Origin of the sequence: Rhizobium sp. AB2/73 (assembly GCF_020871915.1) — a bacterium.
GTDB lineage: Bacteria > Pseudomonadota > Alphaproteobacteria > Rhizobiales > Rhizobiaceae > Rhizobium > Rhizobium dioscoreae.
Genome location: NZ_CP067073.1, coordinates 274,683 through 292,517, shown reverse-complemented (window position 1 = coordinate 292,517; position 17,835 = coordinate 274,683). Strand labels below are relative to the sequence as shown.

At 58.7% G+C, this 17,835-nt stretch carries 12 protein-coding genes; 6 read left to right on the top strand and 6 right to left on the bottom strand.

Going from position 1 to position 17,835, the window contains the following annotated elements:
• Positions 1-103 precede the first annotated feature (103 nt).
• Positions 104-1,864: a malto-oligosyltrehalose trehalohydrolase gene (gene treZ / locus I8E17_RS27285; protein WP_069614224.1), complete on the top strand. Its 1,761-nt coding sequence runs from the start codon at positions 104-106 to the stop codon at positions 1,862-1,864.
• Positions 1,865-1,939: 75 nt separating this feature from the next.
• On the opposite strand, the gene I8E17_RS27280 is transcribed toward treZ, so the two are convergent.
• From I8E17_RS27280 to I8E17_RS27255, 6 genes are all read right to left on the bottom strand, one after another.
• Positions 1,940-2,290: a response regulator gene (locus tag I8E17_RS27280; protein WP_069614223.1), complete on the bottom strand. Its 351-nt coding sequence runs from the start codon at positions 2,288-2,290 to the stop codon at positions 1,940-1,942.
• A 121-nt stretch (positions 2,291-2,411) separates the two neighbouring features.
• Entirely contained in the window at positions 2,412-4,649 is a 2,238-nt protein-coding gene (gene glgB / locus I8E17_RS27275; protein WP_113366153.1) for a 1,4-alpha-glucan branching protein GlgB, read from the bottom strand.
• The gene (gene treS, locus I8E17_RS27270) at positions 4,646-7,939 is read right to left on the bottom strand and encodes a maltose alpha-D-glucosyltransferase (protein ID WP_219511730.1); all 3,294 of its coding nucleotides are present in this window, start codon (positions 7,937-7,939) and stop codon (positions 4,646-4,648) included. The genes glgB and treS overlap by 4 nt, the downstream gene beginning before the upstream one ends.
• A 1-nt stretch (position 7,940) precedes the next feature.
• Positions 7,941-11,159: an alpha-1,4-glucan--maltose-1-phosphate maltosyltransferase gene (locus I8E17_RS27265; RefSeq protein WP_069614220.1), complete on the bottom strand. Its 3,219-nt coding sequence runs from the start codon at positions 11,157-11,159 to the stop codon at positions 7,941-7,943.
• A gap of 182 nt (positions 11,160-11,341) precedes the next feature.
• Positions 11,342-11,617 carry an ABC transporter permease gene (locus I8E17_RS27260; protein ID WP_069614219.1) on the bottom strand — a complete coding sequence of 92 codons (276 nt, stop codon included), beginning with the start codon at positions 11,615-11,617 and terminating at the stop codon, positions 11,342-11,344.
• Positions 11,618-11,953: 336 nt separating this feature from the next.
• The gene (locus tag I8E17_RS27255) at positions 11,954-12,865 is read right to left on the bottom strand and encodes a LysR family transcriptional regulator (protein WP_069614218.1); all 912 of its coding nucleotides are present in this window, start codon (positions 12,863-12,865) and stop codon (positions 11,954-11,956) included.
• A gap of 110 nt (positions 12,866-12,975) precedes the next feature.
• Here I8E17_RS27255 and I8E17_RS27250 point away from each other — a divergent pair, with 110 nt between their 5' ends.
• From I8E17_RS27250 to I8E17_RS27230, 5 genes are all read left to right on the top strand, one after another.
• Positions 12,976-14,325, top strand: a complete 1,350-nt coding sequence (locus I8E17_RS27250) for an amidohydrolase family protein (RefSeq protein ID WP_069614217.1) — start codon at positions 12,976-12,978, stop codon at positions 14,323-14,325.
• 62 nt (positions 14,326-14,387) lie between these two features.
• The gene (locus tag I8E17_RS27245) at positions 14,388-15,587 is read left to right on the top strand and encodes an arabinose transporter (protein ID WP_113366154.1); all 1,200 of its coding nucleotides are present in this window, start codon (positions 14,388-14,390) and stop codon (positions 15,585-15,587) included.
• A 54-nt stretch (positions 15,588-15,641) separates the two neighbouring features.
• Positions 15,642-16,412, top strand: coding sequence for an SDR family NAD(P)-dependent oxidoreductase (locus tag I8E17_RS27240; protein WP_069614215.1), 771 nt, complete (start codon positions 15,642-15,644; stop codon positions 16,410-16,412).
• Between the two features lie 466 nt (positions 16,413-16,878).
• Entirely contained in the window at positions 16,879-17,073 is a 195-nt protein-coding gene (locus tag I8E17_RS27235; protein ID WP_229002248.1) for a type II toxin-antitoxin system VapB family antitoxin, read from the top strand.
• Positions 17,070-17,483 carry a type II toxin-antitoxin system VapC family toxin gene (locus I8E17_RS27230; protein ID WP_083258249.1) on the top strand — a complete coding sequence of 138 codons (414 nt, stop codon included), beginning with the start codon at positions 17,070-17,072 and terminating at the stop codon, positions 17,481-17,483. Before I8E17_RS27235 ends, I8E17_RS27230 begins: the two co-directional genes overlap by 4 nt.
• Positions 17,484-17,835: the final 352 nt, after the last annotated feature.

The following is a 17,835-nucleotide window of genomic DNA, read 5'->3' as shown; positions in this document are numbered from 1 at the left end:
CTTAAGAACGGAACTGAAAGAGATCTGTTCCCACCCCAGGAACCGTTCCCGTCAAGATGCGTTGGATGCAGGAAAATTTCAGCGTCATTGACGGATAGGTGTCATGCAGCACGGCTTCGCATTTGGACCACAAATCAATGAGAATGCGGTCTTGTTCCGCTTGTGGGCGCCCTTGGCGGAGAGCGTGCTCGTCCGCATCGAGCAGCGAGGAGAATGGACCATGCGGCGGAGCCAGGACGGGTGGCATGTCGTCGAAGTCAACGACGCGCGGATCGGCGATCGCTATAAGTTCGTGCTGGCCGATGGGTTTGCCGTGCCGGATCCTGCCTCGCGCTTTCAGCCCGAAGACGTTCACGGCCCGAGCGAGTTGATCGATCCAACGTTCACATGGAAAACGCAGGGATGGAAGGGACGCCGCTGGGAGGAGATCGTCATCTACGAACTGCATGTCGGCGCCTTCACGGAAGCTGGCACATTTCTGGCGGTCATCGAAAAGCTCGACCATTTGCAGCGCCTCGGCATAACGGCCATTCAAATCATGCCGCTTTCGGATTTTCGCGGTCGGTATGGGTGGGGTTACGACGGTGTTTTGCCCTATGCGCCGGATGGCAGCTACGGCCGCCCCGAGCATCTCAAAATGCTCGTCGATGCAGCCCACGAGCGCGGCATCTGCGTCTTTCTCGATGTGGTCTATAATCATTTCGGGCCGGACGGAAACTATCAGCCCCGCTACGCGCCGATCTTCGGCGACCGGCACGAAAGCGTCTGGGGCAAAGGCCTGAACTACGATGGCGACGGCAGCCGTTTCGTCCGCGATTTCGTCATAGAAAACGCAATCTATTGGCTGAGCGAGTTTCGGATGGATGGTTTGCGGCTCGATGCCGTTCACGCGATGAAGGACGATAGCGATCCGCATATCCTTCTCGAACTTGCCGGTCGCGTCAGAAGCGCCTTCCCTGAACGCCATGTCCACCTGATCGTCGAAAACGAGGATAATGAAGCGGCTCTCCTCGCACGCGATGAGGACGGCAAGCCGCGCCATTTTACGGCACAGTGGAATGATGACATCCACCACGCTCTCCACGTGGCGGCCACAGGCGAGACCTTCGGCTACTACGAAGATTATGCCGATTGGACACGGCGTCTGAGCCGCGCACTTGCCGAGGGCTTCGCGTTTCAGGGGGAGCACATGGAATATCGAGGGCGGCCAAGGGGATCGCCGAGCGTTGGCTTGCCGCCATCGGCCTTTATCTCCTTCATCCAAAACCATGACCAGATCGGCAATCGGGCGCGCGGCGATCGTATGATGTCCTCCCACCCTATCGAGGCGATAAAGGCTATCGCAGCCATCTATCTTCTCTCGCCCCAGATCCCCATGCTGTTCATGGGTGAGGAATGGGGCGCTACCGATCCCTTTCCCTTCTTTTGCGATTTCGATGAAGAGCTCAACGCCAAGATAAGGCTTGGTCGCAAGGAGGAACTGAAGCGCCTGCCCGGCTTCGAAGCGGAGGATGCATGCGACCCGACGGCCGAAGCCACCTTCCTCCGCGCAAAATTGCGCTGGGATAAAATGGATGAGAACCCGGCAACGGGACGCTATTACCGGCAGTTGCTAGAGCTCAGACATCAAGTGGTCGTGCCGCTCCTCGTCGAAGCGCATAGTTGCTTGGCGACCTACGATCCAGACGCCTCGCCAATCCGAGTGCGCTGGAAACTCGGGTCTACAAATCTTCATTTGGCAGCCAATTTGTCGAACACGCCTGTTATTTTGAAAAGTCCGATCGAGGGACAAGCATTTTTTTCGTTGGACGGCATGGCAGACAACTCGATCGGACCATGGGGAGTTGTCTGGAGCCTGTCGTGAGCTATTTCGCAAATCCGAGGGACGAGCTTCTACTGTCCTTCAGGCAACCCGATCCCCCTCAGAGGTCCAGCCTACTTAACCTTGTAGGCGCCGCGCCTTTTCCAAGGCATCGATGATTGCTTTGTCGGTGAATGGCTTGTCGATTATTCCGACCGCGCCTTCAAGGCCATACCCAACTCGCTCCGGGCTGCCGGTCACAAAGATCACTTTTATCCTGAACCGATCCGTCAATCGGCGAGCAAGCCCCGCTCCGCTATGGCCATCGGCCAAGCCGAGATCCACGAAAGCCACCTCTGCCTTTGACGCGTAGGCCAAGGCCTGTTCCGCGGTCATGAAGGAGCCCACGACTTCGTGGCCAGCTTCGATAGCGATGCGCTCCAATTCCAGTGCCACCAAGGGCTCGTCTTCGACGATCATGATTTTCATTAGCAACCTCCTCATGCAATAAAAGATGGATCAAATTGGAAGAAAGACGATGTTCGCTACCGGACCGTTCCGTCGAACGCGCAACCATGACGGTATCGACTACTTCCCACGACGCGGAACTTCAGGATTGCTCACCTCCCGTCATCGCTTCTCCATCCTCAAAGAGAAACATCGCTGTCGAAAGAGGGGCAAGATCGACGAGAAGAGACTGGCGGCGCCCATGCGCGGGAAAATCGTCGCTAAGACGATCGCCAGAGCCCATACCTGCTCCGCCAAAAACTAAATCATCGGTATCGAGAATCCGCCGCCAGAGGCCGGCGAAAGGAACACCTACCCTATATCCGCTCCGGAAAATCGGAGTGAAATTCGAAATGACCAGAATGGCCGACCGCCGTCCAGCATCAAGGCGCAGCATCCCGAAAACCGACTGTTCGGCATCATCCGCAACCGCCCACTCAAAAGCGTCCGGCATGATATCGCCATGCTGCAGGCATGGAAAATGCCCGTAGATTCGGTTGAGATCACGCACCAGCCGCTGCAGGCCAGCATGAGAGGGTTCATCCAGGAGATCCCATTCGACGGAACCGTCATGGCTCCATTCCGACCATTGACCGATCTCACCGCCCATAAAGAGAAGCTTCTTACCCGGGTGCCCCCACATGAAGCCGAAAAGAGCGCGGAGATTGGCCATCTTCTGCGAGGGATCGCCAGGCATCTTGGCGAGCATGGAACCTTTTCCATGCACGACTTCGTCATGTGAAAACGGCAGGATGAAGCGTTCGCTGTAGGCGTAGATCATGCCGAACGTCATCGAGCCATGATGATACTTTCGATAGACCGGATCGTCGGACATGTAATGGAGCGTGTCATGCATCCATCCCATATTCCACTTCATGTCGAAGCCGAGCCCACCTTCCGCGGCGGGTTTTGTGATGTTCGGAAAAGCGGTCGACTCCTCCGCGATCATCAGCGCGTGCGGGTGGCGTTCGTGAACGATGCTATTCAAATGCTTGAAGAATTCGATGGCTTCCAGGTTTTCGCGCCCGCCGTAACGGTTCGGGATCCATTCGCCTTCCGGACGGCTATAGTCGCGATAGAGCATGGAAGCGACGGCATCGACGCGCAATCCGTCCACATGATAGCGCTCAAGCCATTCGAGCGCGCTTGCGATCAGGAAGCCTTTGACCTCGTTACGGCCAAGATTATAGATCAGCGTGTTCCAGTCGCGATGGAAGCCCTCTCGCGGATCTTCGTGCTCATAAAGCGCGGTGCCGTCAAAACGCGCCAATCCCCAGATATCCGTCGGAAAATGCGCCGGCACCCAGTCCAGAATGACACCGAGCCCTTCCTGGTGGCAGCGATCGACGAAATATGCGAAATCTTCGGGCGTGCCATGGCGCCCGGTCGGCGCGAACAGACCGAGTGGCTGATAGCCCCATGATCCTCCGAAAGGATGCTCCATGATCGGCATCAGCTCGATATGAGTGAAACCCATTTCGCGGACATAGGGAATGAGCCGCAGCGAGAGTTCGATCCAATCCAGCGCGCGGCCGCCATCTTCCATGTTCCGCAGCCAAGAGCCGGCATGGACCTCATACATCGAAAGCGCCTCGGCGAAGTGATCGGTGCTTCGGCACTTGTCCATCCAGTCATGATCGTTCCAGCGGAAAGGCTCGGACGAAGCAACCACGGACGCCGTCGATGGCGCCGGCTCCGCAGCCCGTGCGACCGGATCGGCCTTCTGCGGAAGCGGATTGCCGAAGCGATCGAGAATCTCGAACTTATAGCGCTCGCCGTCCGTGATATGCGGAATGAAGATCTCCCAGACACCTGCCTGCGGCCGGAGCCTCATCGGATGGCGGCGTCCGTCCCAGGCGTTGAAGTCGCCGACCACGGACACGCGGCTTGCATTCGGCGCCCAGACCGCAAAACGCACGCCCGCGACATCGTCGATCGTCATCGGATTGGCACCGAGAGCCTTGCTTAGGTTGTAATGCGTCCCTTGCGAGATCAGATGGAGATCAAGATCGCCGAGCAGCGGTGCGAAGCTGTAGGGGTCGGCCGCGACCTGGACTGCGTCGGGCCATTGAATTCTCAGATAATAGGCGTTGCGTTCGGCAAGCATCGCGCCGAACAGGCCGGCCGGATGGATGAGATCGGCCAATGCCAGAACGCGATCATTGTCTCGATCGAAGATTTCAACGCGCAAGGCTCCCGGAAGATAGACCCTTACGCTGTAGCGGCCGTCCACACCTTGATGCATGCCGAGGATCGAAAAGGGATCTCCATGCCGCCCCTCCACGAGGGCATGTATCGAACCCGCATCCACTCCGCTGAGAACGTCGGTAACATCGCTCATGAGCGGTTCTCCGAAAGTCGGACTATGATGGCGGCAAGTCCGTTCAGCGGGATCGGAAGCCACTTAGGACGGTTCCGGGCCTCATAAGCGATCTCATAGGCAGCCTTCTCCAGAAGAAAGATATCGATGATCCGCCGCACCTCGGCGGGCGTTTTCGGCAAATCGGGCGAAGCCGCCAATGCCTCGATATAGGACGTCAGAAAAATGCGTTCCGCATTTTCCGCGAAGCGCCGGATCACCTCTCGGCGGCGGGCATCATGATGATCCGAAATGGCGTCGTTTTCGAGCATGGCGGTCGCCGAGAGATAGTCGAGCGACCGCAGCAGGCCGGCAGCGTCGCGCAACGGGCTCGTCTTGGCGCGACGCTCGGCGAGATTGCGCGCCGGCTCGCCTTCGAAATCGATGATGACGGCATCGCCCTCCGTCACCAGGATCTGGCCAAGATGGAAATCGCCATGCGCACGCGTCAACAACGTGCCTTTCGCCTCGTCCGCCAGCGCACTGGCAAGCTCGAGGATCCAGTCGCGTTCGGCAAGCAGCAAGGATATCTGTTCCGCGATCTCGGGCTCGACACTGTCTTCGAGGCCGGTTAGCTTGGAAAAGGCATAGGTGATCTCGCCCGTTACGGTTTTACAAATGCCGGCGATATCGCGTGCATCCGCCCGACGTGGCGCGAAGGCTTCGTTGTCGGTCGGTTGCGCCAATAAGACATGCAATTCTCCAAGGCGTTCGCCGACCATGGAAATAAAATGCAGAAGCGGCTGCAGCTGCTCATCGGCCGCCTCGACGGCGGACTCCGTGATAACAATCTCGTCGGCGGTGCGTCGGAGGTTGGACAGCATCCAATTCCAGGCATCGCCCTGGTTTCGGATCGCTCCTTGCACGATGATAAGCGTCGATCGGCGACCTTCGCCGTCGGTCCGAGCCACCTCGCCCAGAAGAGGGGCAGTATGCTCGTAGCCATGTTCCGTCAGATAACGCGTCATCTCGACTTCCGGATGGACGCCGACGAAGACATGGCGGATCAGCTTGATCATCGCCAAGTCGCCCACGAGCAACGAGCTGTTGGATTGCTCGGCCGAAAGCCAACGGATCGGCATATCCTCCGTCAGGGCCAGGCAATCGAGCCGATCGGTGCCGATGAATTCGATCATGCCGGTGCGTCCGCTGACCGTCGAGCGGTCGCACAGGCCCTGAAGGATGCCGCGCGCCATCAGTTCGACGGCAAATCCATCGGTCAGGAATCCCACCCGCCTGCCCTGCCGGATACGGGCAAGGGAAAGCTGCTGGGCGAGCACGTTGGTCGTCGTATCGTCCCATTCGGCCGCGAGCGGCAATTGGTAACTTTCCACATGATCCGGCAGCACGACCTCGATCTCTCCGAGCACGACACCGTCGGCAAAGGGTATCGGCGTCGCGGAAACGAGCCTCGCTTCCTGCAGAGCCTGGTCCTTGGCACCGAACCAACGGCGCTTCGCAAGATAGGCCGGCAGGATATCCCTGCTCAACACCGCCGCGTGATGCGGCAGCTCGGCAAGTTCCGTGAGGCTGCGCCGGATAACGATCGTCACCAGATCGACAAGTTGCTCGGGCGGTGCCGTGCGCCAGGCTGGTCCGTCGGCCTCGGCAGCGAGCTGGAACCAGAAAAAACCATAGGGCGGCAGTGTGAGTAGGTAGGTGAGCTGCCCGATCGGCGGGAATGGCGACATGCCCGTCAACTCCACGGGAACCCGCCCTTCGAACTGCTGCAGATCGAGCTCCACGGCTTGAGGAACGCGCGACAGGTTTGCGACGCAAAGAATGACCTCGTCACCATGTTCGCGCAAATAGGCGAGAATCCGTCGGTTGGCCGGCGCCAGGAAGCGCATCGAACCCCGCCCGAAGGCGCTGTTGCGGCGGCGCAGCGCCAGCATTCGCCGTGTCCAGTTCAACAGTGAATGCGCGTCCGATACCTGGGCCTCGACGTTCAATGCCTCGAAGCCATAGAGCGGATCGGCAACCGGCGGCAATACGAGGCGTGCCGGATCTGCACGCGAAAAGCCGCCGTTGCGATCGGGGGACCATTGCATCGGGGTGCGCACGCCGTCCCGGTCGCCGAGATAAATATTGTCTCCCATGCCTATCTCGTCACCGTAATAGACGATGGGCGTTCCCGGCATGGACAGCAGCAGCGCATTCATGAGCTCGATACGGCGGCGGTCGCGTTCCATCAATGGCGCCAGCCGCCGTCGGATGCCAAGGTTGATGCGGGCGCGCTTATCGGAGGCATAGGTCTCCCACAGATAATCGCGTTCAGCATCGGTGACCATTTCGAGCGTCAACTCGTCGTGATTTCTGAGGAAGATCGCCCATTGGCAGATTTCGGGGATTTCCGGCGTTTGACGGATGATATCGGTGATCGGGAAGCGATCCTCCTTGGCAATCGCCATGTACATGCGCGGCATCAGGGGAAAATGAAACGCCATGTGGCATTCGTCGCCGTCGCCGAAATATTCTCGCGTGTCTTCCGGCCACTGGTTTGCCTCGGCAAGAAGAAGTACGCCGGAATGTGTCGCATCGAGCGCCGCACGGATCTGTTTGAGGATCAGATGGGTTTCCGGCAGGTTTTCGTTGTTAGTGCCTTCACGTTCGACAAGATAGGGGATCGCATCGAGCCGGAAGCCGTCGATGCCGGTCTCAAGCCAGAAGCGCATGACATCGATAATCTCCTTCATGACCAGCGGATTATCGAAATTGATATCTGGCTGGTGCGAATAGAAGCGGTGCCAGTAATAGGCGCCCGCCACGGGATCGAATGTCCAGTTCGACTTTTCCGTATCGAGAAAAATGATACGGGTCTCGGGAAATTTCAGGTCTGTATCCGACCAGACGTAGAAGTCTCGCTCGGGGCTTCCGGCAGGCGATTGTCGCGCGCGCTGGAACCAGGGATGCTGGTCCGACGTGTGATTGATGACAAGCTCGATGATGACGCGGATATTATGTTCATGCGCCGCCGCCACGAACTTCCGGAAATCCTCGAGCGTCCCGTAGTCCGGGCTGACGTTGCGATAATCGGAAATATCATAGCCGTCATCGCGCCGGGGCGAGGGAAAGAACGGCAGGAGCCAAATGGCATTGACGCCGAGTGCGGCTATATAGTCGAGCTTCTGGTACAGGCCCTCAAAGTCGCCGATGCCATCGCCATCGGCATCGTAAAACGACTTGATGTGCAGCTGGTAGATGATCGCATCCTTGTACCATAGCGGGTCGTCGGCAAGATTATCGCCCTCGGCCATGTGAACAGTGTCCATCTCAGACCTCCCCTGCCCTGACGCGCCAGATGGCAAACGGCAAATGGGCGGGATCGAGCCTAATCATCTGCCACTTGCCCGTACGGCTGAACCTTTGGCCACTGACGAGATCCTCAAAAGCGAGTGTGCCATCGTCTGCCAGGCCGAACCGCCAGAGCGGAAATTCGACATTGCTTTCCTCTATCGCGTGCGGATTGAGCGTCACGGCCACAAGCAGAACGTTGTGGCGCCCGACGCCTGCCTTCTCGAAAAACATGACGTTGGGGTTCGACGAGGGCAGGAAAGTCAGGCCGAGATGCGAATGCAATGCTGAATTATCCTTGCGAATGCGATTGAGCATCGAGATCTCCGCCTTGATGTTCCCCGGTCGGTCGTAGTCCCAGGCGCGGATCTCGTATTTTTCACTATCGGCATATTCCTTGCGTTTGGCGTCCGGCCGTCCTTCGCAAAGCTCGAAGCCATTATAGACGCCCCAAAGACCGGACAGGGTGGCAGCGAGCGCGGCCCGGATGAGATAGGCAGAGCGCGGCGCGTTCTGCAGGAAGTCCGGGTTGATGTCGTGCGTGTTGACAAAGAAATGCGGGCGAAAGAACTCCCTCACCTCACCTCGAGTAAGCTCGGTCAGATATTCCTCCAGCTCCGCTCTCGTGTCGCGCCAGGTGAAGTAGGTATAGGACTGGGAGAAGCCGACCTTCGCAAGCCGGTACATCACCTTCGGCCTTGTGAAGGCTTCCGAAAGGAACACGACCTTCGGATGACGCGCGCGGATATCGCCGATCATCCACTCCCAGAAGGGAAAAGGCTTGGTATGAGGATTGTCGACGCGGAAGATTTTTACGCCTTTCTCGATCCACATCTCGACAATGTCGCGCAGTTCGGCCCAAAGCGCCGGCACCGCCTCCGGCGCATAGAAATCGACATTGACGATGTCTTCGTATTTTTTCGGCGGATTTTCCGCATAGCGGATCGTGCCGTCGGGCCGCCAGTCGAACCAGCCCGGATGTTCCTTTAGCCACGGGTGGTCGGGGGAGGCTTGAATCGCTAGGTCGAGTGCGATCTCCAATCCGAGCCGGCTGGCTTCCGTAATCAGATGCTCGAAGTCATCGAATCCGCCAAGAAGGGGATGGATCGCCTCATGCCCGCCGTCTTCCGAACCAATCGCGTAAGGACTGCCCGGGTCGGTTGGGGCGGCGATGAGAGAATTGTTGCGGCCCTTGCGGTTGGTGTGGCCGATAGGGTGGATCGGCGGGAAATAAAGCACGTCAAAGCCCATATCCCGGATGGCCGGCAGGCGTGCGATGACGTCTTCGAAAGTTCCGTGGCGATTGGGGTCACCGCTCTGCGAACGTGGAAAGATCTGATACCAGCTCGCAAAGGCCGCCTCGCGGCGCTCCGCTTCCACACCATAAGTTCGCGAGCGCGAGGTAAAGGGGCGGCGGTCGGCGAGCGCCATAAGTTCGTTTGTTCGTGTGGCAAGCAGCAATTCAAGCTTGCCTGGCCCGTCACGCCTTTCGAGCTCGGCAAGCAGCGTCGCGAGTTCCGCCCTGTCCTCGTCCCTCATCGATATGCCGTCATCAGCTGCGGCATCCCGGATCAACTCCTCGCCTTCGATCAGTTCCAACCGCAGATCGAGCCGCGCTTCGCTCTTCTTGAGAAGCTCGTAGCGGAAGATGGCGAAGGGATTTTTCCAGGCCTCGACCTTGAAATCGAAGCGCCCGATGCGATCGAGCAGGAAGGAGCCCCGCCAGCGATCGTTTTCGGAAAGGACCATTCTCGTTCGACGCCACTCAAGCTGGTCGCGGGCGCGGTAAAGAAGGGCAGCCGACAGCAGATCGTGGCCGTCGGCAAAGATGTCCGCCTCGACGATCACGGTATCGCCGACGAGGCGCTTGACCGCAAAGCGTCCATCGTCGACCTGCGGCGTGATATGTTCGATCGCGATGCGCGGAGAGGCCGTCGCTTCAGCGAGGGACAGCTCCCCTTCGTCAGCTGAAACAAGAGGGTGGGTCTCCGTTGCGACAGCTCGCACCTCGCCCGGAGCGATTCTCCGCCTACCAGCCATCGCCTCGATGGGCAGAAAAGGCAAGGCCAAGCGATGCATGATGTCGTCAGGCAGTTCCGCCCCACGACGCAGATCTCTATTGACCGCAACGAGCCGCGTATGCGCTGCCTCCCGCAAGGTGGGCCGATCAGCCTGCGCGATCACTGTGACTTGGCTCGTCGTTTCGCTGTGAAGGGTCGTCCATCGAATAGACGAACGCTGTGCGGAATTCAGGTCGCGTATATCCGCGGAGATATCGTAAGCACCCTCGGCTTTGAGGACACGCAAACCCTCTCCATGACCATACGTCGGATCGAGCGGCAAGGTGGCGCCGAATTCGAATCCCATCGGCACAAGCAATCCGTCGCCGAGTTCGGCTGCAAGATGGAGAGCGCGGCGTGATTTTCGCTCGCGGATTTCCCTGCTTTCCGTGCCATGCGCCAGGCGCTTTCCAAACGGCACTTCCGGAAAGGCAATCTGCTGCCCGAAAGGGAGCTGCAGACGATATTCCTCAAGGAACCAGCTTTCGCGCAGATCCCACCAGGCAAGTGAGGAAAAGGCACCATCGAAGCCGCAGTTCTCTAATGCCAAGCGCAGAGCGAAATCGGTTCCCGGCGTGTAGGCAAAAAACCTCGTTCCCGGCCGTGCCATTTTCGCGCTGGTCGTCAAGCGCCGCCAGCCATCGACCGGCACGCCGGCAAGGTCAAGGACCCGATAACCAGCGATCCCAGATGACGCAAATTCCGCCAGCCGCGCTTCCCACTCGTCGATTGCCGCGGTCGGCGACAGCACTGCGGGCTTAGTAGAAGAGAGAGGCGACCGCCTTGGATCGAGCGGGGTAAGGGCGCCTGCGGTCCCCGCATCATGCGCGGTGACCACAAGGTCCAGCATAAGTTCGATCCCCGATGCCCGGGCGTCTTGCGCCAGCAAGGAGAGTCCCTGTTTTGCATCTCCTTCGATCTCGAGCGCCGGATCCAGATGTTCGTAGCTCTCCGTGGAAAAAAGACCGGCGCCTGCCATTTTGCGAAAAGGCGGGGCCGAGAGCACGATATCGAAGCCGAGCACGCTCGCGTGATCAAATACCTCGCTCCATCGGTCTCTCCCGGCCAGCAGCAACGGATTCACATAGTAGATTCGCGGATGGCTGAGTGCGGCGTCTGACTGAGCTGCGAGCGGCATCAGGTAATTCTCCACGCGTGACGCGGCAATGAACTATTGTTTGAACAATCACCGAGTCTAACCTGCAGGCAGCTTAGTTGTTCCAATCCGAACAACTTGCACTTGAGTGAATAGCTTGCTCTTCGAGACCGCAAAAAGGGTCTGCACTCCGGCGGTAATCAACGCCCGATCTGGAGGCTAGTTCACGCGGCAACAGGTATGGGAACGGCGGAAATGGTGGTCACCGCCAACATATCCGGAAGCAGCGTGTCGATGCCGGCACTTTCGAGATAGACGCGACGTTTGATGCTGATCGCGTATTTCAACGGATTGATCATCGTCGTATATTTCAGGACTTCCGACATGTTGTCGGTGGGCGACATCCGGCCAGAGAGCAGCATGAACGGCATCAGGAAAACGACGCAAAGGATCATCGCCTGCTGTAAGCTCGCGGCGAAAGACGGCAACAAGAGCCCCAAGCCGAGTTTCCTGGAAAGGTTGTCCAAGGCAAAATCAGATCCGTTGATGTGAGGGGATTCGAACGCGCGACCCTGACCTGAGAAAGTCTTCCATCTCAAGTTTTTCAATAGCGTCCATCGGCTTGATCTCGATGGAATGACCGTGGTCGAGGGACGGAATGTCAGCTTGTGAACGCGAACTGTGTGAATAGGATATTCGAACAGTCGATTTTTCAGCAATGCCCTATGGTTCGGCGACATGATCCGCAGATCAACCCCTTTGCACCGCTCCGGACTCCGTTCATATTCGATTCAATCACATCTGAACCCGCTTGGCGATGCCGAGGTCATTATCAGCTAACGCTCAAGCTCGGTAGCAATCCCGGCGCAGAAATCGACAAATGCGCGCACCTTTGCCGGCGGGTGCTTGCGCGATGGATGGAAAGCAAAGAGCGGGAAACGCTCACCGTGCCAGTCGGGGAAGAGGTCAATCAGCGATCCTGCCGCCAAGGCCTGCCCAACTCCCCAGCCGATCACCTGAGCGATGCCGGTTCCGGCGAGGCATTCGTCGAGCATCGTCTTGGGGTCGGTGAACGTCAACGGTCCGCTCGTCGGAACATCGATTGTCTCGTCTCCCCGGATAAACTCCCATTCGAACGGCTTCCCGGTGTAGGGATCGATAAACTGCAGACAGCGATGAACGGAGAGGTCGCGAGGATGCGCCGGACGGCCATGGCGCTCCAGATAGCGAGGCGACGCCACGGTCAGAATTGGTGCCTCTATTAGCTTTCGCGCAATCAGGCTGGCAAAGCGAGGCTGGCCGAACCGGATCGCGAGATCGATACCGTCTGCAACAAGATCTCCGACATGCTCTTTGGTCACGAACTCGATAGAAAGATCCGGATAGCGTTCGCAGAATCCACCAAGCCGGCCTGCGAGCACGAGGGGCAGAAAGAATGGATCGATATCTACTTTCAAGCGACCGCGCACCGCTGTTGCCGAGCCGGACACGACCACAGCAGCGTCTTCGATCGCATTCAAGTGCGGCTTCACCTCTTCATAAAACCGCAGGCCCTCGTCGGTTAGCGTCACCGAGCGCGTCGTTCGATCGAGCAGGCGTACACCGAGGCGCGTCTCAAGACGGCCAATGGCCCGGCTTACACCGGAATCGGTGATGCCGATCAGTTCAGCGCCTTTGACGAAGCTCCCGCCTTCAACGACGGCCGCAAGCACGCTCACCCCCGAGAGAATCCGTCCATCAAAAGGCATGTGCCGACTCCTGATTTTTAGTCAGGAATCATCTGACATAAGCGCACTTAATTCAAGATCATTCCAGAGCGATAACGGTCCTGCGCTTATAAACCTGAGAGGACCCAATCATGAGCAATCTCAACCATCCCCGCACACTTTTCAAAGGCGGCACCATACTGACAATGGACAAGACGGTCGGCAATTTCGCCATCGGCGACCTGCTCGTGGAACACGGCAGAATAGCGGCCATCGGACAGAACCTCGCCGTTACCGATGCAACGGTTATCGGTGCTTCTGACAGCATCGTCATGCCGGGGCTGGTCGACGCCCATCATCACATGTGGCTGGGCGCAATGCGCCGTATGATGCCCGATGTGCACGATCTCTTTGCCTATATCGATGTGGTGGCGGAAACGCTGGGCTGCCATTATCGACCGCTGGATATGTATCTCAGCACCCGGCTCACGGCGCTCGCCTGTCTCGATGCCGGCATCACGACCGTCATCGACGCTTGCCATTCCTCCCGCAGCCCGGAACATACCGACGCCGCGCTCGATGCTCTCGATGGCAGCGGCATCCGCGCCCTGCACATGGTCGGCGCCGCCATGGACAAGAGGGCGTCCTCCGCACACCTACCGGGCGATCTGAAGCGGCTGGCGGACAACTGGAATCGGGGCGACGGTCTTGTCAGGGTCGGCCTGTTCGGCCAGCTTAATCTCGATTGGTGGAAGGTCGCGCGCAGCCTTGATATGCGCATTCTGACCGAGTTTATCGGCGATCTCGCCAAGCTCGGCCCGGAATTTGCCGAAAAGGGCGTGCTCGGCCCGCACAACATCTTCAATCATTGCACCCGCATTCCGCGGGAGACGTGGCGCCTCCTTGCCAATGCCGGCGTGAACATTACCGTCAACCCGCGTTCCGATGCGCTTTTCGGTTTCGATGACGAGAGTTTCGCCTATCAGCAAGCGATCGACCATGGCCTGACGCCGGCTGTCGGCATCGATCTCGACACGGCCTTCGGCAGCGACATGTTCGGCGAGATGCACGCCCTGTTTTTGCAGCAGCGCGCGGCCATGCGTTACCGCAAATTCCGCGGCGAAGATAATGTGCCCTTGCCAATCACCGTCGAGCGCGTTCTGGAAGCGGCAACGGTGAACGGTGCACGCGCCGCGGGACTTGAGAGCGAGATCGGTTCGCTGACACCCGGCAAGCAGGCCGATATCATCATGGTGCGTGCGGACGGGGTCGCCGTCATACCGGTCAATAACGCCGTCGGCACGATCGTCCAGGCCGTCGAGCGCTCGGATGTCGATACGGTCATGGTCGCCGGCGAGATCCGCAAACGCGGCGGAAAGCTGGTCGGCACCGATCTCATCAAGCTGTCATCGGAGATCACCGAGTCGCGCGACTACCTGCTGGAAAAGAGCGGCTATCGCTCGGATCGGTTGGGCGCACCCGCCCCCGAAGAAGCGGCCTGAATTGGTGCCGCCGCTTTTCGGCGACGCTGCTACCCCACGGACTTTTCAGAATGGAGGCTGTCATGTCAGCATCTCTCATCAACGAGACGGCCGAAGCGAAAGCCGCTCCCGCATATCTTTCCCGCCCCGCCCCGGGGATCATCGCCGCGCTCTTTTGTGGCTATCTCGCGGTCGGACTTCCGCTTCCGGTTATTCCGCTCTTCATCCACGACAAGCTCGGCTTCAACAATCTGGTCGTCGGCCTGGCAATTGGCATCCAATTCCTCGCCACCGTGCTCAGTCGTGGCTATGCGGGACGCTTGACCGATCTCAAGGGCGGTCAGCGTTCCGCCCTGCAAGGCGCCGCGATCAGCATGACCGCAGGGCTGCTCTATATGGCGGCGGCCATGCCCATTCTCTCGCCCGATCTCAGCCTTGCAATTCTTGCTGTCGGAAGATTGATAGCCGGGCTAGGAGAGAGCCTCTTCGTTACCGGCTGCGTCTCCTGGTCGATCGCCTCGGTCGGACCGCAGCGCGCAGGCATGTCGATGTCGTTGACCGGCATTGCCATGTTCGCGGCACTGGCCATCGGCGCGCCGGGCGGCATGGCTCTTTATCAGTCTTACGGCCTTGAGACCGCGATGATCGCCTGTATCGTTGCTCCGCTTCTCGCAGTCGCTATCGCATTTCGGTCGACCTCTTATACGAGCCCTGCAGGCCCGCGTCTGCCCTTCCATAAGGTCATCGGCCAAATCTGGCGCGAAGGGGCTGGGCTGATGCTGCAAGGGGTGGGACTGTCGGGTCTTACCGCCTTTGCATCGCTCTACTTCGCAGCCCACCATTGGGACAATGCCGGTTTGGTCATGACGGCCTTCGGCACCGGCTTCATCTTCGTGCGCCTCATCTTCGGCTCGCTACCCGACAGAACGAGCGGCTATCGCGTCGCGTTCTGGTCTCTGGCTACAGAGGCAACCGGTCAGGCGCTGATCTGGATGGCGCCTAATGAATGGACGGCACTTGCCGGCGCCCTGGTCACAGGTCTCGGTTGCGCACTGATCTTTCCCGCTCTCGGCGTCGAAGCGCTGAAGCGGGTGCCTCCGGCCAATCGTGGCAGCGCCATGGGCGCCTTCGTGGCTTTTCTCGACATCGCCTACGGCATTTCCGGCCCGCTCACAGGCATTATCGCCGGACAGTTCGGATATGCGGCCGTCTACCTCTTTGGCGCCGCCTGCGCTCTCGCCGGTGCCGCGCTTGTCCTGACCGTCCGCTCTTCACAATCCTGACCGTTGTTCCACATTGCCTGTGAGATTTGCTCGCTGGCTCCAAAGGAGATTTTCATGTCCCGCATCTTCATTTCCGGCTCGTCCACAGGCCTCGGCATTATGGCGGCTGAACGTCTAACCGCACAAGGCCACCGGGTCGTGCTTCATGCACGCAATCCGGCTCGCGCCGCCGATGCCCGCCGCGCTCTCCCAAAGGCGGAGGCGGTCGTGATCGGCGATCTCGAGACCATCGCCGGTGCGGAAAATGTCGCCGCCGAAGTCAACAGGCTCGGGCGGTGCGACGCGGTGATCCACAATGCCGCCGTCGGCTATCGCGAAGCTCATCGCCTAACCTCTGATGGACTGCCGCATGTCTTCGCCATAAATACACTGTCGGCCTATATCCTGACCGCACTCATCGAACCACCAAAACGACTGGTCTACCTGTCGTCCGGCATGCACCATCATGCAGATGCCAATCTCGATGATATTCTCTGGAAACGTCGCCGATGGAACGGATCAGAGGCCTATGCCGAAAGCAAGCTGCACGATGCAATGCTCGCGTTCGCGATCGCACGACGTTGGAAGGACGTGTTCTCGAATTCATTGGAGCCCGGATGGGTTCCGACCAAGATGGGTGGCCCTGGCGCGCCTGACGACATGGCACAGGCCCATCTGACTCAAGCCTGGTTGGCGGCCGGCGACGAGCCAGGAGCGAATGTCACGGGAGAATACTTCTATCATCTGAAGCGTCGGACCGCGAACCCGCAGGCTCATGATCCGGCGCTTCAAGATCGCTTCATCGCAATCTGCGAGGATATCTCAGGCGTGATTTTGCCAAAATGATTCATCGCTGGTCGGTCCTTTCAGATCGCAGGCATACGGTCAATCTCCATCGACCGGGCAATCAACCCAAGCTCTGAAGCGAACAGCTAGGAGCCGTCATTTGGAGTCAGTTTGCTCTTGAAAAGGATCGAACCAAAGAGCCCTTGTGAAATTTATCTAAGTGGTTTTGTGCGTGCGACCGCCCTTGGCTGCATCCAGTGTCTGAAACAGCGGCCGGGCTCGTCGGACAGGATCGGGGACATGCCGTTGTCGGATAAATCCTCGCGGCCAACCGCGGGGATCTCCTGCGGCGGCGACTAAAGTGCGCCCAGATCGCCGTCGGCGCCGCTCTTGCAGAATAACGCGCGCGAGCCAGAGTGTATGGACACGTCGCGTCCATGTGTATATACAATAATTGTCATTACAACAAGGACGTCGAATGCTCAGCATAAGAGATGAGGAAGTTCGCACCTTGGCGGAAACCGTTATGCGCAAACGCGGTGCCCCCAACCTAACCGCAGCCATCAAGCTGGCATTGCGGCACGAGATTGAGCGTGCTGACGAAGCCGTGCCCTTGAAACAGCACGTCGCAGAGATCCGTGCGCGAGCACTCGCCAAGGCAAAATTTCCGCCTGCTCCACCTTTAACGAAAGACGAACGCGACGCACTCTGGGGCCAATGATGTTCATTGATACCTCAGCATTCGTCGCCATCCTTGCCGGCGAGCCGGAAGGCGACAGCTACTTGGGCGCAGTCGATGGCGCGGCAACGCGGCAAACAGGCGCGCATGTCCGGCTTGAGGCGACCATCAACTTGGCGCGTATTCTTGGGCTAGAAGTCCTTGATGCCCAGGAGATGTTCGATGCTTTTCTTCAAGCGGCCAAAATTACTGTGGTTCCGATCACCGATGCGATCGCCCGGCGCGCTGTGGAAGCCTTTGCCGTTTACGGCAAAGGAAGGGGCCATCCCGCCCAGCTCAACTTCGCCGACTGCCTGTCCTATGCCTGCGCAGACACTCTCAAGATGCCGATCCTGTTCAAAGGGCGCGATTTTTTAGAAACCGATCTTAAGAGCGCTCTATCCAGAGAGTGATAAGCCGCGTCAATCTATCAATAGGCGGGCCAAGGCCTGGACGGAAGATGTCAAGCAACGATAGAGCTGCGAATTTACATCGCGACATTCTCAGCTAAGGGTAGAGATCTCTCCTATCGAGCTGTCCCTTATGGAGAGGATGCAATCGCTTTTACGATGCGGAAGATACATATCAAGCTCTTGAATAAGTTGGAACTGTCGATCCCCTCTCGCTCCCTGATCTAACTGATTGATCTTCAATAGCGGCGAGTAATTGATGTGCCCGAATGGCCGGACCGGAAGCATGTCCGACCCCGGCATACTTCAGTTCGAAGGCCGCGACCTTGAGAGCAATGCTTATCTGACGCACGAT